This is a genomic window from Klebsiella sp. CB_Kp196 (assembly GCF_040061575.1).
GTDB lineage: Bacteria > Pseudomonadota > Gammaproteobacteria > Enterobacterales > Enterobacteriaceae > Klebsiella > Klebsiella michiganensis.
The window spans coordinates 231,613-256,841 of the sequence record NZ_JBEAFH010000082.1; the positions used below are offsets into that span (position 1 = coordinate 231,613).

Sequence of the window (25,229 nt, forward strand, 5' to 3'; positions counted from 1 at the left end):
ATAAGGTGGTAAAATGGCAGTCTGGTTGGCAGAAAAAGCGCTGTTGCCTGATGGCTGGGCAAATAATGTCGGCATAACCGTGTCCGAAGAAGGCATCATAACCGCGCTGGAAAAGAACGCAGCGCCGAATCCGCAGGCGACGCGCATCAAAGGGGTCGTCGTGCCGGGTATGCCGAACCTGCACTCCCATGCCTTCCAGCGGGCGATGGCCGGGTTAACGGAGGTGGCGGGAAATCCGTCGGATAGCTTCTGGACCTGGCGGGATCTGATGTACAGGCTGGTAGATAAAATTACGCCAGAACAGCTGGAAACCATCGCCAGCTATCTGTACATCGAAATGCTCAAAGCCGGGTACACCTCGGTCGCCGAATTCCACTATCTGCATCACAGCAGCAGCGGCGCGCCTTATGAAGAGCGGACGGAATTAGCGCTGCGTATCGCCAGCGCGGCGAAACATACCGGCATCGGCCTGACGCTGCTGCCCGTCCTGTACAGTTACGCCGGGTTTGGCGCGCAGCCGCCCTCCGTTGGACAGCGCCGCTTTATCAACGATAGCGACAGCTATCTGACAATGTACGAGTCGCTCACATCGCGGCTGGCCGGCGAGCCAATGCAGCGTACCGGTCTGTGCTTCCACTCATTACGGGCCGTTACGCCGGAGCAGATTGGCGCCATTCTGGCCTGCCATCCTGGCCAGCAGCCGATTCATATTCATATTGCTGAACAGCAAAAAGAGGTGGATGACTGCCTGGCCTGGTCCGGCGAGCGCCCGGTGGAGTGGCTGTACAACCATCTCCCCGTGGATTCGCGCTGGTGCCTGATCCACGCCACTCATCTGACGCCTCCGGAAACGATGAAGATCGCCACATCCGGTGCGGTGGCCGGCCTGTGCCTGACCACCGAAGCCAATCTCGGCGATGGCATATTCCCTGGCCCACAATATCTGGAGCATAACGGCGTCTGGGGAATTGGTTCCGACAGCCACATTAGCGTCAGCGTCAGCGAGGATTTACGCTGGTTCGAATACGGGCAGCGCCTGATAGCCCAGCGCCGCAACCGGCTCATCGTCCCAGGCGAGCCTCACGTCGGCAACGTTCTGTATCAAGGGGCGCTACGAGGCGGCGCCAGAGCGCTGGGCCAAAACATTGGCCAGCTAAGCGTAGGATATCGGGCCGATCTGGTCGTATTGGATAGCCAGAATCCCTTTATCGCCAGCGCAGAAGACCAGATGCTGCTCAACCGCTGGATCTTCGCCTGCTCATCTAATCCCATTACCGCGGTGATGACTGGCGGACGCTGGGTGATTGAGGATGGGCATCACCATAAAGAAGAATCTGTCTCTCAGGCATTTATTCAGGTGATGAAAGATCTTGCAGCCTGATATCGAAAAAAGCGGTTCACCGACGGTGAACCGCTTTGTTTTCGGAGGTATTCAAAGTAAAAGCCTCAGGCGATTCACTGAATCCAATAAGCCAGCCCCGCGGCGAAGAGCATTGAAAGCAGGACCGATGCCAGGCCAGGCAGCAGAAAAGGGTGATCGATAATATGTCGGCCCAGTCTGGTGGAGCCGGTATCATCCAGCTCTACCGCCGCCAGCAGCGTCGGATAGTTTGGCAGAATAAAAAGAGAAGCCGTTGCCGGGAAGCAGGCAACCAAAATAGCCGGGGCAACGCCCATACTCAGCGCGGCGGGGAATAAAATTTTTGTGGAGGCCGCCTGAGAATACAAGAAGCATGAGGCCGCCATAATAATAATGGCCAGCATCATGGGCGAATCCAGCAAGTGTGACGAGACCGCGCTTTGCAACCACTGTTGATTACTGTCCATAAAGGTTGAACCCAGCCAGGCGACGCCGAGAATACAGATGCAGGAGGTCATCCCGGTTTTAAATACCGAGCCGGACGGGACCTTGTGTACGTTAACCCGGCAGCACACCACAATCAGCAGCGCAACCCCCATCATCACCCCTACCCGCGCCTGTCCGCTGCTCATGACCGGATGGGCAATCAGCCCGAGTTTCGGACTGGTGACAATCGCATAAACCAGCACCACAACCAGCCCGACGATAAAAATCAGCACCGAACGACCGGCGCAGGGCGGGATCGCCCGCGCAGTCCTTGCCTGCACCTGAACCGGATTGTCATTGAGCCGATCCTGCTGGCGGATCCTGTCCCAGCACAGGTAAAAAACGGAGGTGACCAGCAGCGCCAGAAAGGTGGACGGGATTGATACCGCAATAAGCTCAATATAGCCCCAGCCAGAATGACCCTTTTCCAGAATCCCCGAGAAGAAAATCACCGCCGCAGAAATGGGCGACGCCACAATGCCCAGCAAAGAGGCGCCGACCGAAAGAGCAAGCGCCCGGGTGGGTTTTATATTGTTCTCTTTCGCCACGCCGACAATAACCGGCATACAGGCAAAAGAGACCTGCCCGGTGCTGGCCATCATGGTTAATAGCCAGGTGGAAAGCGGCGCGGTGATGACTAACAATCGCGGATAGCGGCGCAGCAGGCGCTCGGTGAGGTCAACAAGGTATTCAATACCGCCGGCCTCCTGCATGGCGGCAATCGCCACGATCACCACCATGATAAATACGATAACCAGCATCGGCATATCACCCGGCGTGGCGCCGAGCGCGCTGAGGACAATCACGCCGGCGCCGCCGGCAAACCCCACGCCGATCCCCCCGACCCGCATGCCGATGTACAGAAACAGCAGCACCACCAGAAACTGAACCAATATCATACATTGCCTCCACGGCTCCCTGTCCGGCATTAACCCTTTACATGATTAAATGGCCTGCAAGTCCTGGCCGCCGGGCAAACGCGCTCTCACCCTGTTTTTGGATACAAAACGATAACTTATCGCGCTACCGCGGCATCGCTGCGCACGCTATTTATCAGGCATCCGATCTGCTCAATCTCGACTTCCACCCTGTCCCCGGGCTGCATAAAGAGCGGCGGGGTACGTTTTTTTCCGATACCTCCGGGCGTGCCGGTCAGAATGACATCCCCCGGAGAGAGCGCGCTGAAGGTGCTGATATACGCAATGAGTTCGGCAATTGAATACAACATGCTGCCCGTATTATCCTGCTGCACCGTCTGGCCATTCAGTCGGGTGGTAATATTCAGATTTTGCGGGTCGGGGATAGCGTCCGCGGTCACCAGCCAGGGGCCGAAGCCGCCCGTCGCTGGCCAGTTTTTGCCGCCGGTAAAGCAGGCATGCTGCCAGTCGCGCACGGAGCCATCCATATAGCAGCTGTAGCCGGCAACATAATGCAGCGCCTCCTGCTCTGGTATATTGCGTCCTCCACGGCCCATCACCAGCGCCATTTCGCCTTCATAGTCAAACTCATTGCTGCGTTCCGGCTTGAGGAGCGGTGCCAGATGCCCGGTCTGTGAATCCGCAAAGCGGATGAATAGCACTGGGTTAGAGGGCTTCTCGTCACCAGCAGCGTTTTTATCGCGATAATTCACGCCAGCGCAGATAATTTTTTTCGGTTCAGTAATGACCGGCAGGAAAGCGATCTCGTCGAAAGAATAGTTCGCCTGTTTCGCAGACGGCGGCAGAGTATCAACAAGATGAAGATGCGGTATAAATTCCAGCAAGCTGCCATATTGAGGAAACCGCGCCTGCAGATCGATGACGCCGTCAGCGGTCGCCAGGCCATATTTGTTTTTATCATTAACGCGAAAGCTTAATAGTTTCATAAATCACCCAGCAATATACAGAGGTGAAAGCCCCGACGTTATGATGAAGAGCAGCAAAAAATACCGGGGCGAAGTAACCGATGATCCGCAATACAGTAAGCGATATCTCTGCATTGCGGATTAACAACAGACGCAGAATAAATTAACCGACGCGGCCCAGCTCAGCGGCGCGCATGGCGTCGTGGATCTCTTTTTCAGCGCCATTTTCGAGCGGCAGCAGCGGAGAGCGAACGGTGGCATGTTCAAGGATCCCGCGCGCAACCAGAGCATGTTTAAGGGCCACGGTACCTTCCATGTGCGAACCGCGGTGGTAGACGCTTTTGGTCACCGGCAGCAGTCGGTCGTGCAGCTCACGCGCTTTAACGTAATCGCCCGCTTTACCCGCCTTAATCATTTCAATTAACGGCTCAGGCGCGATATTGCCGTAGCCGACCAGGAAGCCATCCACATCAAAGGCGGTATGCAGCAGATATTCATCGTGGCAGCTTAAGATTTGCAGATCCGGACGCTCGCGGCGAATAACCGGAATTTCGGTATCCCAGCGGCGCATATTACGTACGCCATTCTTCATGGCAAATACGCCCGGCTGCGCGGAGATATCCAGCAGCGTTTTCAGGTTGTAGGTGGCTTTAGTGACATCCGGATACTGGAAAAGAATCAGCGGCAGGCCGCTTTCTTCGTACACCACGCGGTAGCGATCCTGAGGCGCGCCATCCTGATAGCCAAAGCGCAGCCAGCCGTGGGAAGGATAGAGCAAACCGGCGGATGCGCCGGCGGCAACGGCGCGCTTCGCCTCCAGCGCAGCCACTTCCGTCCCTTCCCCGGTGATGCCGGCAATAATCGGAAGCTTATCATCCACGGACTTCACAAACGCGCGGATCACATTCGCCTGCTCTTCCTGGGTTAGAAAAGTCCCCTCCCCTGCGTGTCCCAGCACCACCAGACCTTTCACCCCGTCGATGCTGCCCAGCCAGCTGCCGAGGCGCTGAATGGCATCATAGTCTACGCGTCCATCGCGAGTGAAGGGTGTAACCGGAGCCGGAGTCAAACCTCTCAGATCGATGTTAATCATAAATATCCCCTTGATGAGTAAGCATTTGTTTACGGTTAAGCGATTCTTTGAAACGGAAGTGAAATCGTTTCTGCAATCGTTTTCACGACGTTGACATTGAACCTCAAAAATAAAACCGTCAACGCCATGTTGGTTAAAAATGCAACGCAGATCACAAACTAAACCGCGATCTGCATCCGGGATGAGATCCGTTATACAAAATTCAACCCTCCCCGCTTTCTCCTGGAAAGTCGGGGGAGGATCGCAGGGGGATTATTTACGTGGAGACGCGGTAGACTTACGGGGAATAAGGGAAGGCGTGGTAATCCGAATATTATTATTTATCTCTGGATTCAATAACATATCAACCGCATTGCTGGCGATATGCTCCAGCGGCGTTCTGACCGAGGTCAGCGCCACGGGCAGTCTGCTCACCAGGGGAATATCATTGTAGCCGACCAGGGAGAGATCTTCGCCAATCACCAGCCCCTGCTGGTGCGCGGCCGCGAGGACGCCGATCGCCAGCTCGTCATTGACGGCAAATAGCGCGCTCGGGCGATGAGGCTGGCTGAGAATTTTCATTCCCTGCTGCTCCCCCGAGGCGATATTAAAATCTGAATGACAGCACCATTCCGCTTCGATCCTGAGCCCGGCTTCCTGCATTGCCCGCTCAAAACCCTTACGCCGGTTGCGCGCGTTGGAGGCAAAATCAGGGCCGCCAATCAGGCCAATATCGCGGTGGCCTAAATCAATCAGGTGTCGGGTAGCCAGATAGCCGCCAAGCTCATCGTCCCCGACCGATGAGGGGCTAAAACCGTCGGTACGCAGCGCCAGAACGTGGGGCACATCCCGTTCACGCAGGGTTTGCGGCAAAGGATCGTCCAGCCGGCAGGTGGACATGATCAACCCATCCACGCGACGATCCAGCAGCGATTCCACGGCGTTTTTCTCCTGATCCTTGCTATCACCGCAGGTCGCAACGATCGCGAAATAGCCTCGCCTGGCCGCCGCCCTGGCTATCTCTTCGAAAAGCATCGCCGTAACGGCATCGGTCAGCCTCGGCACCAGGACGCCAAGCGTTCCGGTATCGCCCCGGCGCAGGCTGGAAGCAACATAGTCCCGACGGTAGCCCAGCTCACGGGCCACCTGGCGAATTTTCTCTGCCGAGGCGCTGCGTGAAGTGGGTAACCGTTCATCGAGTACGCGCGAAACGGTCGAGACGCTCACGCCCGCAGCGCGAGCAACATCCCGCATTGTCGCCAGCTTTTTTTCCGGCAAATCGTTCAGTTCACTTTCTTGATCCATCTGCTGCTCCAACTCATCAATGCGGGTAAAAATCCGTGTTGCCCGTTCAACGGATACCATCGTGCAAACCGTGGGGTTAAAGGATCTTACGTCAAACCTCGCCCGGACAAAAGGAATGGTGCTTCACTTTGCCGGGTTCATTCGGCTGGTCGTTAATTCACATTTCTTATCCATTTTGCTTTGCATTCGCCGCTTCGCCTTTTTGCGCGTGAGTTTTTTCAGATTGTGAACTGCTCGACATTTATACAACAGGCGTAATTGACTTAGCGGCGAATCCAGCAAAGGATTAGCTGCAAGTGAAATCGATTGCAGTAACGTTATCATAAACACATCAGGACAGCATTATATGCAGCACGTCGATGAATAAGGGTTCGTTGCCCTGTGGTTATTCAGAACCTTACGTGTATGCCCCAGACAACGTTTAACAGGGTAATACTATGTCAACTCAGGCCATTGCTTCAGATTACGCCGTTGCCAGCGGAACGGCGTCCACGCCAGACGCGCTGCTGGCAAGGCTGGAACGCCTCCCCATCACCCGACGGCTGAAAGCGATCCGCGTTATCGTCGGCTTATCGACGTTTTTCGATGCCTATACCATTATTGCAATCGCATTTGCGCTCCCCCAGCTTACCCAGGAGTGGGGTCTCACGCCGACGTTTGTCGGTCTTATTATTGCGGCCAGCTACGTGGGCCAGCTGTGCGGCGCCCTGTTTTTCGGCTCGCTGGCGGAAAAAATAGGCCGTATCGGCGTATTGCGTATCACCATCATCATGTTCGTACTCATGGATGTGGCCTGCCTTTTTGCCTGGAACGGCTGGTCAATTCTTGTTATTCGCTTTTTACAGGGGGTGGGTATCGGTGCGGAAGTCCCCGTTGCCAGCGCCTATATCAATGAATTTGTCGGTGCCAAAAAGCGCGGGCGTTTCTTTTTGTTGTATGAAGTGATTTTCCCTATCGGCATGATGTTTGCCGGATTGGTGGGGTATTTTCTGGTGCCCATCTATGGCTGGAAGGTCATGTTTTTAATTGGCTTAGTCCCCTCCGCGCTGACCGTTCCCCTGCGCTGGCTGATGCCGGAATCACCGCGCTGGTTGACAGCAAAAGGGAGGCTGAAGGAAGCGGACAGCATCGTATCGACGCTGGAATCAGAGGTCATCAGGCGCGGGATGACGTTGCCCGAACCGGAAATAAAAGCCCCCGCGGTGCAAAAAGCGGCTCCGGAAGGGGTTAAAGCCCTCTTTGGCGGTATCTATAAATCCCGCACCTTTATGCTCTGGGGACTGTGGCTGACGGTTTATAGCGTCAACAACGGAATGATCACCTGGTTTCCAACCCTCTACAAAACCTGGTTTAACCTCTCCCTCGATACCAGTCTGGCCTACGGCTGGATCACCTCTTCCTGCGGCGTCGTGGCTTCGGTGATCTGCGCCTTGATGATCGACCGCGTCGGGCGCAAGCGCTGGTACACATGGGCCTTTTTACTGGCCGTCGTTCCGCTGATTACGCTCTCCGTTCTGGGCGCGAAATCCGCCGTTGAAATTCTGATTCTGGGCAGCCTGACCTACGCCATTCTGCAGACCATCGCTTTCTCGCTTTATCTGTACGCGGCAGAGCTTTACCCCACCCGACTGCGCGCTATCGGCACCGCGTATTCCAGCGCATGGCTCCGGGCGGGGTCATCCATCGGCCCACTGATGGTCGGTTTTATCGTCAGCGGCTTCGGGATCCGCTTTGTGTTTATCACTTTCGCGGTCATTGCGCTGATTGGTGGCTTAATTACCTGGCTTTTTGCCATTGAAACCAAAGGAAAATCGTTAGAAGAGCTGTCGCCATAGACGGCTGTGGCTCCAGGAAACACGGAGCCACCTCTGACGGGAGGTCGGCGCAGCCGGCTGATTCAGCTGCGCCTTACCGGGAATTATTCATAGACCTGGATCATTAACAGGCGGTAAAAACATGAACAAACTCATCCACAGCGGCACGATGCTGCTGGCTTTACTACACCCTTTACAGACGCTGGCCAACGAGACGCTTTTTTCTCCCACCGCAAAAAACATGACCGGAGAATGGGGAGGCGTGCGTACGGATCTGCGCCGTCATGGTTATGATTTTACGCTGGAATATAGCGCAATGACGGCCACGAATATCTCCGGCGGTTACGATCGCGATAAAACCCTGCGCTACAGCGACCAGTATATTCTCGGCGTAAATATGGATCTGGAAAAGATTTTAGGTATTCACGACGGTGAATTTAAAGCGTCGGTGAATAATCGTAACGGGCGAGATCTGACTCAGGATCGCCTTCAGGATCCGCGCGCGCCGGTAATAGGGTCCGGTGTTCAGAGCAACTACGGTCGGGGGCAAACATGGCACGCGACGCAGTTTTGGTTCAAAAAAACCGGGTGGGATAAAAAGCTGGATCTCAAGGTGGGCCTGATGCCGCCGGGAGAGGATTTTGATAACAACGGCTGCTTTTTTCAAAACCTGTCGCTGTGCGGCTCTTTAGCCGGCCACGGCAGCGGCGTCTGGTATAACACCCCCATAGGCCAGTGGGGCGGCCGTATTAAATACAGCCCTGCCCCGGCGCTTTACGTCCAGGCCGGCGCGTTTCAGTACAATCCTGCCTACGCCACCCGCCACGGAAGCTTCCAGCTGGATGGTACCGGGCATCTGGGGTACATGTACCTTTTTGAACTGGGATATCGACCTACTCTCGGCGCGGCAAAACTCCCCGGCATCTGGAAACTCGGGGGATGGTATAACACGGCGGACGCCAATGATGTGCTGGATGATGACAATGGCGATCCCTATGTGCTCACGCACCAGGACGCCCGGCGACACGACGGCCGCTACGGAGGTTATCTCTATATCGTCCAGCAGCTGACCTACTCGAGCAGCCAGCGCCAACGTGGCCTTAGCCTTTTCGGGCATCTGGCAATGAATGATAAAGATACGGCGACAATGGACTATCAGATTCAGGCCGGCGCCATTTATCAAGGCCCTTTCGCCAGCCGTCCGCAGGACTTTATCAGCTTCGGCGTCAGTAAAATGCACGCCAACGACAGAGTCGCCCGTCGGGCGCAGCTCCTGAACCAGATGCGGGGGATCGATGATTATGATAACCCTCTGTATGTTCCGGTTCGCAGAGCCGAGTATGCCGCAGAGCTGCATTATAGCTTTCGCGCGACGCCATGGCTGACCGTGCGCCCTAACCTGCAGCTGCTCGTTCATCCGGGAGGAAGCGAAGAGATTAAAAACGCCTGGGTGCTCGGCAATCAGGTGACCGTCAAATTCTGATAAAACGGACCGCTACCGTCAGGTCTGACCCAGTGCGTGTGATCATTACCCATGGGCGCCCTTTCCTGCGGTTCTGAACCCCCCTGATCCCGGCATAGCCTTCCTGCTATGCCGGGTATTTCAACTACCGCTTGATTAACGCAAATACGCCCCAGCCAAAGTATTCGCGCGTATAAGTCGTATGGCGTTTTGGCGCCATCGTCAGCTCCGCCCGGACTTCTGGCACAAACTCATCATCGGTGTTTTCCTCTAACCAACGGCGCATGGTGAGCCATTTCGCCGCTTCGTAGCGGTCCCAACCTTCCTGGTCCGCCAGCACCATTTCGACGAGGTCATAGCCAAGCGCATCGTAAGAGGAGACCAGATCGGCAAGCGTCAGAAAGTCGGCGAGCGAAGAGGCGCCACAGGCCTGTGCTATCTCTTCCGTTGCCGGTACCTGGCGCCAGTACGGTTCGCCGATCAGCAGCATACCGCCGGGCTTGAGGCTTTTGCTCAGCAGCTCGATAGTCCCGGCGACGCCGCCGGCGATCCAGGTCGCGCCCACGCAGGCGGCGATGTCGCATTTTTCCTCGGCCACATAACCGGCGGCGTCCTGGTGAATAAACGTCACGCGGTCGGCAACGCCGAGCTCTTCTGCCCGCAGCTTAGCCTGCTCGCTGAACAGCGCGCTCATGTCGACGCCGATGCCGCGAATGCCGTGATCGCGCGCCCAGGTACAGAGCATCTCCCCCGACCCGCTGCCAAGATCGAGTATCCGGGTTCCGGCCTTCATTCGCAGCACCCGGCCAAGGGCGGCGTATTTTTCCGGCGTAAACGGGTTATGGATGCGATGAGCGCTTTCACTAATGGTGAAAATACGTGGGATATCCAATGGTTGAATTCCTTTTATGGGTTTTGCGGAAAGAGAATCGGGAACGTTTTTTTCGGCCAGCAGCGCGTACAGCTTGCCGGTAAAGGTTTCGCTGACCGGCCATTCCGCCTCATCCGGGCGAGTAATGGTGGTCAAACCCGCCGTGCGCAGCAGGTCGAGATAAGCATCATCATGCCAGGCGGTCATCCGGCTGCCGAAGCGCGTCACCTTGCCGCTCTCTTCAATCGCCATAAACCGCGTGGAGCTGGTTTGCGCCGCCGGATCCCAGGCGTGCTCCGTCAGCAGCAGGTGCGGAACATCAAGAAACAGCCCCTGCGGACAGCGCTGCCAGCCGGGATCGGCCATTCCCTGACGTTTAACTTCAGCATAGGTATGAACCTCGATGAGCAGCTTTCCCCACGGAACCTGCCACTGCGCGCAGCGATGAACCAGCGAGCGGGCCTCAGCCGCGCTGAACACGTTCAGTTCACCGAAGGTCATCATAATGAAATCAAACTGGGTTTCCGGCGCGTACTCGCGAACGTCCTGCTGGTGATAGGTAATATCCAGCCCGGCCGCCTGCGCCTGCTGCCGGGCCCAGGCGATCGACGCCGGCGAAAAATCCACGCCCGTACAGTAAAAGCCGCGCTCCGCCAGCAGGCGGGTGTAAAAGCCCGGCCCGCAGCCGAGGTCCAGAATGCGCGCGCCGGCGGGTAGCTGTCCGGCAATCCACGCGACCTGTTGTTCGATAACCGCCCGCCTGCGGCTGGCCCAGTCGTGCTCCTGCGACAGATGGTTCTCCAGCATACGCTGGCTAAAAGCCGGTTCATCCCAGGGGATTTTGCGCTCCCGGGATGACAACGCGATATGCCTGGAACCTGTAATAATCGTGCCAATAGTCATCATCATCTCCTTATTGATTACTCGCACCAGTGCTCGGGTTTCATTAACGCCCGGGCGCACTGTATCTGGCCCGTTCGTCCCAGCGGCTGAGACGAAATCGGCTGCAGCATCCAGCAGGCTTTATGCGCCTCGGGAATCGGATAAGGCGCCGGATAGCCTTTATCTCCCGCGCATGGCTCAAACCCGTGCCTGGGGTAGTAAGCGGCGTGGCCCAGAACAAATACCATCTGGCTTCCCATTGCTTTCAACTGCTCAATGCCGTGCCGGATAAGCTCTCCGCCAACGCCCGCGCCCTGGTATTCCGGCACCACCGCCAGGGGAGCAAGGATGTGCATCATCGGCGAGTCCGGCTCCCCTTTGAACGTCGCCCGGGTGAAAAAAATATGCCCAACCGCCTCTCCGTTATGCCTGGCCAGCAGCGATAGCGTCGGGCAGGCGCTCTCATCGTTGAGCAAATCGGCCACCAGCCTGGCCTCTTTGCTGTAGCCGAAAGCCCGGGTTTCGACGTCGAGAATGTCATCGGTATCGCCTTCAGAGGCGACATGAAAAGTGAAGCTGTGGTTTGTCATCAGAGGCTCCTTAGCGATTGTCCAGCTGTGCGCGGACGTTATTCAGCCCGGTGGTATTGATGCGGTAGGGCTGTCCGTTGACGGACTTAATCAGCTTTTTGGTTTTGAGTTTTTTGAAAACGGCGAGCGTGCAGTCGCTGAGCAGGAGCCCTTCGCGGCTGTAGCATTCAACAGAGGTGACGCGGCCTGATGCATCGCGGATGTGCGCGATCCGGCCACCTTTAGCGAGAACGTGTAAGGTACGTTGTTCCTGACGGGATAGATTCATACTGAAGAAACCTGTTAATCATCATGCGTAAAAACGAGCCAACACCCGCAGGTGTTCGCGTAAGGTTTAAGCGCAGCGATAACCAGTCCGGCCTGAAAAGGTCGGGAAGCTGATTATCTGATGATGACATTCTCCAGCATCAAAGCCTCGGTGAGAGTTGAAAAGGTATTTACCAGCGGAATGATAACACGTAGTTTTTATATGGAAATCGTAATAATCAAAAAGTGTGATCTGCTGCGAGTCCGTACGCGCTCCGGCCAGCATCAATGACCGCCTCCGTTCTTCTGGTCGATAGGTTTGGCACATTGGTTAACCATTTCGCAACACGACGCTACCCGCCGCGCACTGACCCTATGCCCATGAAGAATTCCACTTCCCCGGTTCTGAGTAATCTCTTGAAGTACATGAAAAATGCTTAACACTAACGCCAGCAGAATCAGCCCGCGCCCCGTGGCGGTTTATCAATGCCGCCCTGTTTAACGTTTCCTCCCCTCCGCGCATCTCCGTCACATTTTGGTTTACCAATTTACCATTCATGGTTGACATGTTCGACCAATTGGAGGAATTTATACGCCATATCGTCTGGTTTCCCCTCCGTTACGATGGTTGACCGGAACCGACGCTACCATCAAAGCAGCGGCCTGAAGCAGGTCAATAACGTGAAAGAGGTTAAGCATGGAACAGACATGGCGCTGGTATGGCCCTAACGATCCGGTCACTTTAGCTGACGTCCGTCAGGCGGGCGCGACCGGAGTGGTTACCGCCCTGCACCATATTCCGAACGGTGAAGTGTGGACGGTTGACGAAATCCTCAAGCGTAAAGCCATCGTGGAAGCCGCCGGGCTGGTATGGTCGGTGGTCGAAAGCGTACCGATTCACGAAGAGATCAAAACCCATACCGGCAACTACGCCAAGTGGATCGCTAACTACCAGCAGAGCCTGCGCAATCTGGCCCAATGCGGCATCCGTACCGTGTGCTACAACTTTATGCCGGTCCTCGACTGGACCCGTACCGACCTGGAATACGTCCTGCCGGATGGCTCCAAAGCCCTGCGTTTCGATCAAATTGAATTCGCCGCCTTTGAACTGCATATCCTCAAGCGTCCGGGCGCGGAAGCGGACTACACCGCCGAAGAGGTCGCTCAGGCGAATCAGCGTTTCGCCGCCATGAGCGATGAAGATAAAGCGCGCCTGACCCGCAACATTATCGCCGGTCTGCCGGGCGCGGAAGAGGGATATACCCTCGACCAGTTCCGCCAGCACCTTGCCACCTATAAAGATATTGATAAAGCCGCGCTGCGCGAGAATTTCGCCGTCTTCCTGAAAGCGATTATCCCCGTCGCCGAAGAGGTTGGCGTACGTATGGCGGTACACCCGGACGATCCGCCGCGCCCGATTCTCGGCCTGCCGCGTATCGTCTCGACCATTGAAGATATGCAGTGGATGGTCGACACGGTGAACAGCATGGCTAACGGCTTTACCATGTGCACCGGCTCCTACGGGGTCCGCGCCGACAACGATCTGGTGGATATGATTAAGCAGTTCGGCCCGCGCATTTACTTCACCCATCTGCGCTCTACGCTGCGCGAAGAGAACCCGAAAACGTTCCACGAAGCCGCTCACCTGCACGGCGACGTGGACATGTACGAAGTGGTGAAAGCGATTGTTGAAGAAGAGTACCGCCGTAAAGCGGAAGGCAAAGAGGATCTTATCCCTATGCGTCCTGACCACGGCCACCAGATGCTCGACGATCTGAAAAAGAAAACCAACCCCGGCTATTCCGCGATTGGTCGCCTGAAAGGGCTGGCTGAAGTTCGCGGCGTCGAGCTGGCGATTCAGCGCGCTTTTTTTAGCCGCTAATTCCTGACTGGCGGGGCCGACGTCCCGCCTTTACCTCTTCGGCCGCCTTTTGCGGCCCACTCTGGAGTTTGCTATGACTGCAACCATTGCCGACAGCAACCTGCCGGTGACGCGCCCCGCGTGGGATCGTTCTCGCCTGGAATCCCGCATCGTTCACCTGGGCTGCGGCGCATTTCACCGCGCGCATCAGGCGCTTTATACCCATCATCTGCTGGAAACCAGCGACAGCGACTGGGGCATCTGCGAAGTCAACCTGATGCCGGGCAACGATCGCGTTCTGATTGAACAGCTGAAAAATCAGCAGCTGCTCTACACGGTGGCGGAAAAAGGCGCTGACAGCACCGCGCTGAAAATTATCGGTTCGATGAAAGAGGCGCTGCATCCGGAAATCGACGGCTGTGACGGCATTCTGCGCGCCATGACGCGTCCGCACACGGCAATCGTCTCCCTGACGGTCACTGAAAAAGGCTACTGCACCGATGCGGCCAGCGGCCAGCTCGATCTCAACAACCCGCTGATTCAACACGACCTCGCCAACCCGACGACGCCGAAATCCGCCATAGGCTATATCGTCGAAGCGCTGCGCCTGCGCCGTGAGCAGGGGCTTGAGGCCTTTACGGTGATGTCCTGCGATAACGTCCGCGAGAATGGCCACGTGGCGAAAGTGGCGGTGCTTGGCCTGGCCCAGGCGCGCGACCCGCTGCTGGCGGCGTGGATTGAAGCCCATGCCACCTTCCCGTGCACCATGGTTGACCGCATCGTACCCGCGGCGACGCCGGAAACGCTGCAGGAGATTGCCGACCAGCTTGGGGTCTACGATCCGTGCGCCATCGCCTGCGAACCGTTCCGCCAGTGGGTGATTGAAGATAGCTTCGTCAGCGGCCGCCCGGCGTGGGATAAAGTCGGCGCGCAGTTTGTTGAAGACGTCGTGCCGTTTGAAATGATGAAGCTGCGGATGCTCAACGGCAGCCACTCCTTCCTGGCGTATCTTGGCTATCTCGGCGGCTATGAAACCATCGCCGATACCATGACCAACCCGGCCTATCGCGAAGCGGCTTTCGCCCTGATGATGCAGGAGCAGGCGCCGACGCTCTTCATGCCGGAAGGCACCGATCTCCAGGCCTACGCCACGCTGCTGATTGCCCGTTTCAGCAACCCGTCGCTGCGCCATCGTACCTGGCAGATCGCCATGGACGGTAGCCAGAAGCTGCCGCAGCGCCTGCTGGATCCCATCCGTCTGCATCTGCAAAACGGCAGCAGCTGGCGCCATCTGGCGCTCGGCGTGGCGGGCTGGATGCGCTATACCCAGGGCATCGACGAGCGGGGGCAGCCTATTGATGTCGTCGACCCGCTGCTGGCGGAGATCCAACAGATCAACCAGCGTTTTCAGGGTGCAGAACGCGTCGCCGCGCTGCTGGCGTTAAGCGGAATTTTTGCCCACGATCTGCCGGACAATAGCGATTTTATTGCGGCGGTGACGCAGGCTTACCACGCGCTGTGCGAACGCGGCGCCCGCGAGTGCGTTGCGGCGCTCGGCGGCGGCCTGTAACGCTCTGTCCTGCCATGGGTCAACTGCACACCAATGTGGTTGACCCGTTTTCCCACTCTCCGCGCACGGGGAGGTGCCAACCCCCTGGCCAGATGCTATAGTCAGCCACCGGGCTATCGCATCTCACAACATAACATCATGAAATCACAAACTTCTCAGCACAGACCCTATCAGGAAGTCGGCGCGTTGATCCGCAATCTGATCGTCCAGACGCCCTATAACCCCGGCGATCGCTTACCGCCGGAACGTGAAATCGCCGAGATGCTGGACGTGACCCGCACCGTGGTCCGCGAGGCGCTGATCATGCTGGAGATTAAAGGGCTGGTCGAAGTGCGCCGCGGCGCCGGGATCTACGTGCTCGATAACGCCGTCGGAGAAGGCGCGGCGGAGAGCGCGGACATCAATCATTGCAATGATGCCGGTCCGTTTGAACTGCTGCAGGCCCGCCAGCTGCTGGAGAGCAATATCGCCGAATTTGCCGCCCTGCAGGCAACCCGGGAAGATATCATCAAAATGCGCCAGGCTTTGCAGCTGGAAGAGCGCGAGTTGGCCAGCAGCGCGCCGGGCGGCTCCGAAAGCGGCGATATGCAGTTTCATCTGGCCATTGCCGAAGCGACCCACAACAGTATGCTGGTCGAGCTGTTCAGGCAGTCATGGCAGTGGCGGGAAAATAACCCCATGTGGATCCAGCTGCACCGCCATCTCGGCGATACCCACTACCGTCAGGAGTGGCTGGTGGATCACAAACGGATCCTCGCCGCCTTAATCAAAAAAGACGCCCGGGCGGCCAAGCTTGCCATGTGGCAGCATCTGGAAAACGTCAAACGCCGCCTGCTGGAGTTCTCCAACGTCGATGATATCTACTTCGACGGCTACCTGTTCGACTCCTGGCCGCTGGACAACGCTGACGCCTGATCCCTGCCGCTGGCGCACGGATAGCGGCCGTCCGCGCGCCTTCTGTGCCGCAGCGCAAAAGTTGATAATGATTCTCATCTTTATTGTCGCCCTGCCCGCGCAGTGATAAGGTGACGTCATCCGATGACGCCCTCTCCGGTGCCGAAAACCGCATGAACAAGACAACTACGCAGAACGAACCCGCCCGCCAGGCGCTGAGGAAAACCTTCTCCGTCAGCGAGTTTATGGCGTTTGGTGAACGATACGGTATCGACTACCGCTTCCCGCAGCTGCTGCAAAAGCCGGAGCCTCCGCACGCCAGCCCGGTGCTGCGGGGAGAAGTGGAAGAGTTGACCCTGCCCTGCGGCATGTGCGTCACCCATTCTGATGTTCACGTATTGCAGCCTTATGAGACCACCTCCCGCCACAGTAGCCCGCTCTATATGTTGGTGGTGCTGGAAGGCTGCGTCGCGCTGACCCTCAACGGGGAGCAGCACCTGGTGCGTTCCGGGATGGCCTTCACCTCGCGCCTTAGCGAACATCAGGCCATGCGCGCCCGCCACGATGCCGACAGCCGGCTCCGTACGCTCTCCCTCGGACTCTACCCGGACGGCACCTGGCGCGATGGCCTGCTCGATTCATTGATGCGCGAGTGGGAAAGGTGCCAGACGCCAACGCTTATCTGGCAGATACCGGGTTTTCTGCTGAGCGGACTGCAGTACGCGCAGCAGAGCGCGCTGAGTCGCGTGTCCCGACAGCTGATGCTGGAAGGGCTTATCCTGCAGCTGTTCGGCCATGGGCTGAGCGTCTGTCAGGATGAAAGCGCGAAGCACGTCGCCCCGGCGGGCGGCGAACAGCAGCGGCTGGAGAGAGTTCGCCGCCTGCTGGAGCAGGCGCCGGAAAACGACTACACCCTCAATGAGCTGGCCCAGCGGGCGGCGATGAGCTCCAGCAGCTTGCGCAGTAAGTTTCGCCAGGCCTACGGCTGTTCGGTTTTTGACTACCTGCGCGATTGCCGCCTGGCGCGGGCAAGAAGCTATCTGCTGGAGGGCTATAGCGTGCAGCAGGCGGCCTGGATGTCGGGCTACCAGCACGCCACCAACTTCTCTACCGCTTTTCGTCGGCGCTACGGCATCTCGCCCTGCGATGTGCAAAAGCCGGGCTAATCCATTTTTCCCCTTTTTGCGAAAAATAGTCAGCGGCTTTGGCAGCGCGCATACGTATCCTGGCATTGCGCATAGCTATAGACAGCATCAAAAAGGTAATAATTCTTATTAACAATTAGAAATGCCTTTGGAGATGTTCATGTTTGCGAAAACTCGCCTGGCGCTACTGGTAGGATGGGTGACCGGCGGCGTCGCCTTCCCGCTGCTGGCCCAGGAAACAACAAAAAACGAAACCATCGTGGTCACTTCGCAGATGCAGAGCGGCGCGACCAAAATTGCCACCCCGGATATAGAGACCCCGCAATCGGTGTCTATTATCACGCGCGAGCAGTTTGAAGAACAGGGCGCGATCAGCGTCCGCCAGGCCGTGAGCTATACCCCCGGGGTATACAGCAACCAGATTGGTGCCTCCAACCGCTTTGACTATATCGTCCTGCGCGGCTTCTCCGACGGCAGCCTGGATAACGTCTATCTCGACGGCCTGAAAATGATGGGCGATACCAACTCGCACAGCTCGCTGGTGGTCGATCCGTGGTTCCTGGAAAATATCGAAGTGGTGCGCGGCCCGGCCTCAGTGCTGTACGGCCGCTCTTCGCCCGGCGGCATCGTCGCCCTCACCTCGCGTAAACCCTCATTCGATCCCGGCGGGGAAATTAAGCTGTTTGCCGGGAATAACAACCAGCGCGGGGCGGCGTTTGACGTTACCGGGGCGCTGGACGATAACGATCGCGTGGCGGCGCGCTTAAGCGGCATGACCCGCTATGCAGACTCGCAGTTTGATACCTTAAAAGAGCAGCGCTACGCGATTATGCCCAGCCTGACCTGGCGCATCACCGACCAGACGCGCCTTGATTTAATGGCCTATCTGCATCGCGACCCGGAGGGCGGCAGCCACTCGGGCCTCCCCTATGAAGGTACCGTGGTGCCGCACTACGGCAAGAAAATCGCTAACACCTTCTTCGAGGGAGAAGATGACTACGACAAGTACGATCGCCGCGAAAATATGGTCGGCTACAACTTCGAGCATCTGTTTGATAACGGCTGGTCGGTGCGGCAGAAGCTGCGCTACCTGCATACCAAAGTCGAGCTGAATCAGGTTTATGCCGCGGGCTGGCTGAACGAAACCGAGCTGAACCGCGGCTATTCCGGCTCGGACGAAAAGATGAACGCCATCACCCTCGATAACCAGCTCGACGGCAGCGTCGATACCTGGGCCGTTAACCATCGCCTGCTGATAGGGATCGACTATCAGGACCGCAGCAACGACACCACCGGCTATTATGGCGCATTCCCGGCCATCGACGCCTTTAATCCGGTCTACGGCGCGAAGCCGGATTACATCACCATGTACAGCCGCGAGAAGCACAAGCTGCGCCAGACCGGCTACTATTTACAGGATCAAATGTCCTGGGAGCGCTGGCGTTTGACCCTCGGCGGGCGCTACGACCAGGTCAGCGTCTCCAACATCGATAAGCTTAATCAAACGCGCAGCGATCTGGATAAGAACAACTTCAGCACCCGCGCCGCGCTGCTGTATCTGTTCGATAACGGGTTTGCCCCGTACATCAGCTACTCCACCGCCTTTACGCCCACCAGCTTCGCCGACGAAAACGGCAACGTGCTGGATCCGATGAAAGGCAAGCAGTGGGAAGCCGGGCTGAAGTATGAGCCGGAAGGAATGAACAGCCAGTTCAGCGCCTCGGTATTCCGCATCAATCAGACCAATATCGCCACCAAAGAAGAGCCGACCGATCCGTATCGTTCGATTGGTGAAATTGAGTCGAAAGGGGTGGAGCTGGAGGCGATAAGCCAGCTAACGGATAGCTTCCGCCTGCAGGCCGCCTATACCTACACCGACATTCGCTATAAGAAAAGCAGCCCGGAAGAGCAAGGCAAGCGTGCCGTTTACGCACCGCGCAATCAGGCCAGCGCCTGGCTGAGCTATGATGTGAAAAGCGGCCCGCTGGATGGCCTGACGCTGGGTTCCGGCGTGCGCTACGTCAACGGCATTACCAGCGACCGCCTGAATACGCACACTCTGCCGTCCTATACGCTGGTGGATATGGCGATCGGCTATGACCTGTCGAAGGTGGGAATTAAAGGCCTCAGCGCCCAGCTGAACGTGAATAACCTGACCGACAAGAGCTACGTTGCCGCCTGTAACTCGCTCTCTTACTGCTACTTTGGCGCAGAGCGCAGTATCGTCGGCAGCGTCTCCTGGAAGTTCTGATCGCGCTAAAAAAGCCCGGAGTGTTGCGCTCCGGGCTGCGGGTTACTCTTCCGCTTTATGGGCCCACGCGGGCATGGCCGTTAAGTAGCGCATCGCCCGCTTGCGCGCTTCCGCGGGGCCGACCTTCTGCCAGGAATCGAGGAACTCGGCCAGGCCGGAGACGGCGTCCTCCCAGGATTTAAGCTTCCCCTCGCTATCGCAGCACCAGGCGCAGTACTCTTCGCTTGCGCTTTTCGCCTCCCCGGCGGACATTGGCATTCCACAGGCCTGACAAAACCGTTCTTGCTGTGACATAGAGCGCTCCTTTCTTGCGGATTGAGCATAAAAAATACCGCGTTTTTCGTCCAATAACGTCCTGCCAGCTCAAATAACCGTAAATTACCCGTGGTTATTATAGCCACAGCCTGGCTTGTGCCCGGCTTCCTGAACGCGTTCGACTACACTAAACAGGGACAGATGTTTGATGCCGCTGCGTCTGCCGGGAGCTTCTATAAACGGCAGGCCCAGCCGAGCCGGACGCATTCACTGCTAAAACAGTTTACGACAGGACGCAACCATGCAACTTAACGACCCTACCCTTTTTCGCCAGCAGGCGTTGATTAACGGACGCTGGCGCGACGCCAGCAGCAAAGAGACCCTCGCGGTCACGAACCCCGCCAACGGCCAGCAGCTGGGCAGCGTGCCCAAAATGGGCGCCGCAGAAACCCGCGAGGCTATCGATGCCGCCGCCGGCGCGCTGCCCGCATGGCGCGCCCTTACCGCCAAAGAACGCTCCGCTATCCTGCGCCGCTGGTTTGAGCTGATGATGGAGCATCAGGACGATTTGGCGCGCCTGATGACGCTGGAACAGGGTAAACCGCTGGCGGAAGCAAAAGGTGAAATCAGCTACGCCGCCTCCTTTATCGAGTGGTTTGCCGAAGAGGGCAAGCGCATCTACGGCGATACCATTCCCGGCCATCAGGCCGACAAGCGGCTGCTGGTGATTAAACAACCGATTGGCGTAACCGCCGCTATCACCCCGTGGAATTTTCCCTCGGCGATGATCACCCGCAAGGCGGGCCCGGCGCTGGCCGCAGGCTGCACGATGGTGCTCAAGCCCGCCAGCCAGACCCCGTTCTCCGCGCTGGCGCTGGCGGAGCTCGCCAACCGCGCCGGGATCCCCGAGGGCGTGTTTAACGTGGTCACCGGTTCGGCCAGCGAAGTCGGCAATGAGCTCACCGGTAACCCGCTGGTGCGCAAACTCTCGTTTACCGGCTCGACGGAAATTGGCCGCCAGCTGATGGAACAGTGCGCGAAAGATATCAAGAAGGTCTCGCTGGAGCTCGGCGGCAACGCGCCGTTTATCGTTTTTGATGACGCCGATCTGGATAAAGCCGTCGAAGGCGCGCTGGCCTCCAAGTTTCGCAACGCCGGGCAGACCTGCGTCTGCGCCAACCGCCTGTATGTCCAGGATGGCGTCTACGATCGTTTCGCCGAAAAGCTTCAGCAGGCGGTGAGTAAGCTGCAAATCGGCGATGGCCTGCAGCCGAACGTCACCATCGGGCCGCTGATTGACGAGAAAGCAATCGCCAAAGTACAGGAGCATATCGCCGATGCGCTGGGCAAAGGCGCGCGGATAGTAACCGGCGGGAAAGTTCATGAGCTCGGCGGAAACTTCTTTCAGCCAACGATTCTGGTGGACGTCCCCGGTGATGCCAAAGTGGCGAAAGAAGAGACCTTTGGCCCCCTCGCCCCGCTATTCCGCTTTAAAGATGAAGCGGATGTTATTGCTCAGGCCAACGACACAGAATTCGGCCTGGCGGCCTATTTCTACGCTCGCGATCTGAGCCGCGTCTTTCGCGTCGGCGAAGCGCTGGAGTACGGCATTATCGGGATTAACACCGGCCTGATCTCCACCGAGGTCGCCCCGTTCGGCGGCGTGAAATCTTCCGGTCTCGGCCGCGAAGGGTCGAAGTATGGCATAGAGGATTACTTAGAAATCAAATACATGTGCATTGGGATTTAGCCAATAAACGCGCCAGCCCCGCTGGCGCGAATTTTTTAACGCTCAAGTGTGGATCGGCCAGGAAATGTAGTCATGACGGCCGTTCGTTTGCCACCCGGGTCTCTCCGCCCCTATTTAATCGTAACCGCCATTTTTATGCTTCAGGCAATGATAAAAATATTATTGCCCGTCAGGAAAAGTTATCTCCTCTCAGTCCGGGGCAGGTTCGACATAAGATTAATCGTAGGCTACAATAATCAACGCCGAGCTAAAGCTTAATTTTTGAATAGATTCATAGACATAAATTCAGCTTTAAAGAAGGACAGGACATCATTTTATTGACTATAAAACGAGCAAAAAGATGACGGATAGCACCATTAAAATTTACAACGCCCGCTATAGTAAGCTGATGAAGCTACTGGATTTTATTGCCGTCAACTTGTTCATTTTCGCTTATTTAAAATACTTTTTCGTCGAACCCTCAACGGCCTCTCTGTTCCTGGGCATAATATATTCACTGATATTTATCAGAGCCAATGAACACTTTCAGCTATATTCTGGTCAGTTTAAAGGCCAGTATTTAAAAAAATTAACTAAATTGTTTTTCAGCGTCAGTATAAGCGGCTTGTTATCATTTTTATTGTTTGTAAGCGCCGAATTATTACTGAACAATCACGCCAGCACAAACGCGGTGCGATTAGCTGAAATTATTGTGCTGTGCTCGATTGCCATATTTATTAGTATGTTTCTGATTCGCGTTATCTCCAGCCGCTATTTTTTCAAATCCAGACTCAAGGTGGCTATTTTAGGCATAACGCCAGCCGGGCTGGCCATCGAGCAGGCGCTGTTTAAGGAGTATACCCACGACGGGATTGACATCACCTTCTTTGAGGACCGCGCCGTGCAGCGCGACAGTCGCCTGCTCAGCATTGAGAAAAAAGGCAATTCACGAGACCTGCTGGCGCTGGCGAAAGCCGGAGAAATCGATGAAGTCTATATTGCCCTGCCGATGGTCGCCCAGCAGCGTATTCGTCAGTTCTTGAATGAATTTTCCGACACCACCGTAGATGTGTTTCTGGTACCGGACCTCTTTTCCTACAGCTCACATATTTCTCAGCTGCGGATGTTTGGCAATATTCAGACGATCAGCATTTTTACCTCGCCGTTTGAAGGCGAAGGCGCGGTACTCAAGCGTATCGAAGATATCGTGCTTGGCGCTTTTTTTACCCTGGTCAGCCTGCCGGTCATGCTGGCGGTGGCGATCGGAATTAAGCTGACTTCGCCGGGCCCGGTGCTGTTTAAACAAAACCGTTACGGCCTGAACGGTAAACAGATCCCCGTCTGGAAGTTCAGAACCATGCGCGTGATGGAAAACAGCGCGGTAGTGACCCAGGCAACGCGTAACGATCCGCGCATTACCCGCTTCGGCGCCTTTTTACGTAAAACCTCACTTGATGAACTGCCGCAGTTTTTTAACGTGCTGCAGGGAACCATGTCGATAGTGGGCCCACGCCCTCACGCGGTCGCGCATAATGAGCAGTATCGCGTGCTGGTGGAAAATTACATGATCCGCCATAAAGTGAAGCCCGGCATTACCGGGCTGGCGCAAATACACGGTTTTCGCGGCGAAACCGACACGATTGATAAAATGGAAAAACGCATTCAGTACGATCTGGAATATATTCAGTCGTGGTCGCTGCTGCTGGACATTAAAATTGTGTTTTTAACGTTTTTCCGCGGATTTGTGGGGAAGAATGCGTTCTGAACTCACTTTCCTCGCAGGTTTGCTGGCGATGCCTTACGCATGGGCTGACCTGCAGGCAAAACCACATACCGGTGTGGCTGGCATCGATTTCGAGAGCCAGGTGGGTTATGACGTCGGTTACAATGACAACGTGACCTGGCAACGCTACGGCGGGAATGAAATCGGCTCCGCTTATCAAGGCGTTAAGCCGATTTTCAAAGCCATCGGCGAGCGCTACGAGGACCGCTATTTATTGATGTACTCCGGCGATTACCGCCGCTACGCCAGCGATAGCGCAGATAACCGCGACAACCATTTTTTTATGTTTAACGGCAAGTGGCGCTTCGGCAGCATGCACGGGCTGTCGTTGGATCTCGATGAAACGTTCGGCCATGAAGAGCGCGGCCGCGATACCACCGAGGGGTTTCTCCCCGAGCAGTTTAAAGAGTTTGGCATTAATAAGCCCATCGCCACGCGCTTCTTTAACAGTGAACTGCGCTATAGCTACGGGGCGCCGGAAGGCCGCGGTAAAGCAGAAGTTGCGCTAATGCATAAGCAGCTGCGCTTTCGCAATCTCGACAGCATTGAGGACGCCAGCGCCGACTTTCATTATTACATGCACGATCAGGAGTGGCATGAAAACAGCGTGGTCGCCGAGCTTTTTGATCAAAAAGCCAAAACGCTGCGCTATCGCTACAGTTTTATTACCAACCAGCGTCGCTATGAGCTCAACCCGTTAAAAGACAGTAATGAATATTACCTGCTGGTCGGCATGAAAAATCGTCTTTCCGGCAAGACCGAGATCCACGGCAACGTCGCCTGGCTGTATAAAGATTTTATCCATAATCCCGACTCGCAGGGGTTCAACGGCCTGAACTGGGATATTAACGCCGACTGGAAACCACTTGAACAGATAAAGCTCAACTTACATAGTTCACAACGAATAAAAGATCCCACCGACTCCGGCGGCTATATTCTGGTATCAAATTTCGGTCTGGGCTATGAGCACCACTGGCTGGTCGACAGGTTCTCCACTCTGGTTGATTACTCTTATATTACAGAGGATTACAAACACCAGACCAACGGACGCAAAGATCGATCAAACCTCGTTTCGCTCACCTTCAACTACGACTACCGTCCATCCGTTAATTTTCAGCTGAAGCTGCAATGGAACACGATGCATTCTAATAAAGAAAAAGATGCCTTTTATATTGGCCCGGACTATGACCATGAGGTCGAGCGCACGCTGGGCTACAACGACTCGGCCATTATTTTTATGACGCAGGTACAAATATGATCCTTAGCTATGGAAAACGGGCGGTGATTTCTCTTCTGGCGCTATGGCTGGCGGGCTGTTCGGCGCCGCCGCAGACAATCCGAACGCCGCCGGATGCCGTTTATCATCTGGACCAGGGAGATGAGATCAATATCGCGGTTTCCGGCGAACAGGATCTCACTATGCGCGTAAAAATCGATAATAGCGGCAGCGTTGATTATCCTTATATAGGCTCCCTGATGCTGAAAGGGAAAACGCCTGAACAGGTCGGCAACGAAATTGCCGATAAGCTGCGCGGTAACTATCTGCAGGCGCCAATGGTGACCGTAAGCATTGCCGAATACCGTAAAATTTATCTGTTAGGCGAAGTCAAAAAACCGGACGGTTACGCCTGGGAACCGGGCTTAACCGCTGAAAAAGCCATTGCGCTGGCCGGCGGGTTTACCGATCGCGCCGATCGCCATGACATCCGCATTCGTCAGTTTCGCAGCGGTAAACTGCTGGAAAACGTCGCCGCCGACTCCGCCGTACAGGCCGGAGATACCATCATCATTGGCATGAGTTTCTTCTGAT

At 56.3% G+C, this 25,229-nt stretch carries 20 protein-coding genes and 1 pseudogene; 12 read left to right on the plus strand and 9 right to left on the minus strand.

The window, feature by feature from the left end; all coding sequences use genetic code 11:
• Positions 1-13: 13 nt before the first annotated feature.
• Complete coding sequence (locus ABLU87_RS29130) at positions 14-1,381, plus strand: formimidoylglutamate deiminase (protein ID WP_064358625.1); 1,368 nt, start codon at positions 14-16, stop codon at positions 1,379-1,381.
• 74 nt (positions 1,382-1,455) lie between these two features.
• Here the strand turns inward: ABLU87_RS29130 and ABLU87_RS29135 are convergent, their stop codons facing one another.
• From ABLU87_RS29135 to ABLU87_RS29150, 4 genes are all read right to left on the minus strand, one after another.
• Positions 1,456-2,745, minus strand: coding sequence for an anaerobic C4-dicarboxylate transporter family protein (locus ABLU87_RS29135; RefSeq protein ID WP_004848008.1), 1,290 nt, complete (start codon positions 2,743-2,745; stop codon positions 1,456-1,458).
• A gap of 116 nt (positions 2,746-2,861) precedes the next feature.
• A complete protein-coding gene (locus ABLU87_RS29140) occupies positions 2,862-3,710 on the minus strand; it encodes a fumarylacetoacetate hydrolase family protein (protein WP_102803745.1) in 849 nt (282 codons plus the stop codon).
• 142 nt (positions 3,711-3,852) lie between these two features.
• Positions 3,853-4,782, minus strand: a complete 930-nt coding sequence (locus ABLU87_RS29145; RefSeq protein WP_004848004.1) for a dihydrodipicolinate synthase family protein — start codon at positions 4,780-4,782, stop codon at positions 3,853-3,855.
• 252 nt (positions 4,783-5,034) lie between these two features.
• On the minus strand, positions 5,035-6,066 hold the full coding sequence (locus ABLU87_RS29150; protein WP_025107245.1) for a LacI family DNA-binding transcriptional regulator: 1,032 nt from the start codon (positions 6,064-6,066) through the stop codon (positions 5,035-5,037).
• A gap of 437 nt (positions 6,067-6,503) precedes the next feature.
• Between ABLU87_RS29150 and ABLU87_RS29155 the strand changes: the two genes are divergently transcribed.
• Together ABLU87_RS29155 and ABLU87_RS29160 are read left to right on the plus strand one after the other, a co-directional pair.
• Entirely contained in the window at positions 6,504-7,901 is a 1,398-nt protein-coding gene (locus tag ABLU87_RS29155) for an MFS transporter (protein ID WP_122117579.1), read from the plus strand.
• Between the two features lie 121 nt (positions 7,902-8,022).
• Positions 8,023-9,363 carry a carbohydrate porin gene (locus tag ABLU87_RS29160; RefSeq protein ID WP_122117580.1) on the plus strand — a complete coding sequence of 447 codons (1,341 nt, stop codon included), beginning with the start codon at positions 8,023-8,025 and terminating at the stop codon, positions 9,361-9,363.
• Between the two features lie 124 nt (positions 9,364-9,487).
• Here ABLU87_RS29160 and ABLU87_RS29165 read toward each other — a convergent pair whose 3' ends face one another.
• The 4 genes and pseudogenes from ABLU87_RS29165 to ABLU87_RS29180 all read right to left on the minus strand — a co-directional run bounded on the left by ABLU87_RS29165 (position 9,488) and on the right by ABLU87_RS29180 (position 11,953).
• Complete coding sequence (locus ABLU87_RS29165) at positions 9,488-10,234, minus strand: class I SAM-dependent methyltransferase (protein ID WP_227633892.1); 747 nt, start codon at positions 10,232-10,234, stop codon at positions 9,488-9,490.
• 378 nt (positions 10,235-10,612) lie between these two features.
• Positions 10,613-11,122: pseudogene (locus ABLU87_RS29170) on the minus strand (class I SAM-dependent methyltransferase); the annotation flags it as partial.
• A gap of 11 nt (positions 11,123-11,133) precedes the next feature.
• On the minus strand, positions 11,134-11,685 hold the full coding sequence (locus ABLU87_RS29175) for an N-acetyltransferase (protein WP_122117582.1): 552 nt from the start codon (positions 11,683-11,685) through the stop codon (positions 11,134-11,136).
• Positions 11,686-11,695: 10 nt separating this feature from the next.
• The gene (locus ABLU87_RS29180) at positions 11,696-11,953 is read right to left on the minus strand and encodes a YjhX family toxin (protein WP_004110819.1); all 258 of its coding nucleotides are present in this window, start codon (positions 11,951-11,953) and stop codon (positions 11,696-11,698) included.
• Between the two features lie 675 nt (positions 11,954-12,628).
• Here ABLU87_RS29180 and uxuA point away from each other — a divergent pair.
• The 5 genes from uxuA (at position 12,629) to foxA (ending at position 19,652) form a co-directional block, all read left to right on the plus strand.
• Positions 12,629-13,813, plus strand: a complete 1,185-nt coding sequence (gene uxuA / locus ABLU87_RS29185; RefSeq protein ID WP_122117583.1) for a mannonate dehydratase — start codon at positions 12,629-12,631, stop codon at positions 13,811-13,813.
• A gap of 73 nt (positions 13,814-13,886) precedes the next feature.
• Positions 13,887-15,362 (plus strand): fructuronate reductase, encoded by a 1,476-nt coding sequence (locus tag ABLU87_RS29190; protein WP_064407195.1) that lies wholly within the window; start codon positions 13,887-13,889, stop codon positions 15,360-15,362.
• Between the two features lie 138 nt (positions 15,363-15,500).
• Positions 15,501-16,277 (plus strand): Uxu operon transcriptional regulator, encoded by a 777-nt coding sequence (uxuR, locus tag ABLU87_RS29195; protein ID WP_004847986.1) that lies wholly within the window; start codon positions 15,501-15,503, stop codon positions 16,275-16,277.
• A 152-nt stretch (positions 16,278-16,429) separates the two neighbouring features.
• Positions 16,430-17,422 carry an AraC family transcriptional regulator gene (locus ABLU87_RS29200; RefSeq protein WP_102803741.1) on the plus strand — a complete coding sequence of 331 codons (993 nt, stop codon included), beginning with the start codon at positions 16,430-16,432 and terminating at the stop codon, positions 17,420-17,422.
• A 121-nt stretch (positions 17,423-17,543) separates the two neighbouring features.
• Complete coding sequence (gene foxA / locus ABLU87_RS29205; RefSeq protein ID WP_086073898.1) at positions 17,544-19,652, plus strand: ferrioxamine B receptor FoxA; 2,109 nt, start codon at positions 17,544-17,546, stop codon at positions 19,650-19,652.
• 42 nt (positions 19,653-19,694) lie between these two features.
• Here the strand turns inward: foxA and ABLU87_RS29210 are convergent, their stop codons facing one another.
• On the minus strand, positions 19,695-19,946 hold the full coding sequence (locus tag ABLU87_RS29210) for a zinc ribbon domain-containing protein (protein ID WP_025107253.1): 252 nt from the start codon (positions 19,944-19,946) through the stop codon (positions 19,695-19,697).
• 262 nt (positions 19,947-20,208) lie between these two features.
• Between ABLU87_RS29210 and gabD the strand changes: the two genes are divergently transcribed.
• From gabD to ABLU87_RS29230, 4 genes are all read left to right on the plus strand, one after another.
• The gene (gene gabD, locus ABLU87_RS29215; protein WP_014228049.1) at positions 20,209-21,657 is read left to right on the plus strand and encodes an NADP-dependent succinate-semialdehyde dehydrogenase; all 1,449 of its coding nucleotides are present in this window, start codon (positions 20,209-20,211) and stop codon (positions 21,655-21,657) included.
• A gap of 340 nt (positions 21,658-21,997) precedes the next feature.
• Positions 21,998-23,401, plus strand: coding sequence for an undecaprenyl-phosphate glucose phosphotransferase (locus tag ABLU87_RS29220; RefSeq protein ID WP_014228048.1), 1,404 nt, complete (start codon positions 21,998-22,000; stop codon positions 23,399-23,401).
• Positions 23,391-24,677 carry an outer membrane beta-barrel protein gene (locus ABLU87_RS29225; protein ID WP_049070941.1) on the plus strand — a complete coding sequence of 429 codons (1,287 nt, stop codon included), beginning with the start codon at positions 23,391-23,393 and terminating at the stop codon, positions 24,675-24,677. Before ABLU87_RS29220 ends, ABLU87_RS29225 begins: the two co-directional genes overlap by 11 nt.
• Positions 24,674-25,228: a polysaccharide biosynthesis/export family protein gene (locus ABLU87_RS29230; protein WP_004847971.1), complete on the plus strand. Its 555-nt coding sequence runs from the start codon at positions 24,674-24,676 to the stop codon at positions 25,226-25,228. Before ABLU87_RS29225 ends, ABLU87_RS29230 begins: the two co-directional genes overlap by 4 nt.
• Position 25,229 lies beyond the last annotated feature (1 nt).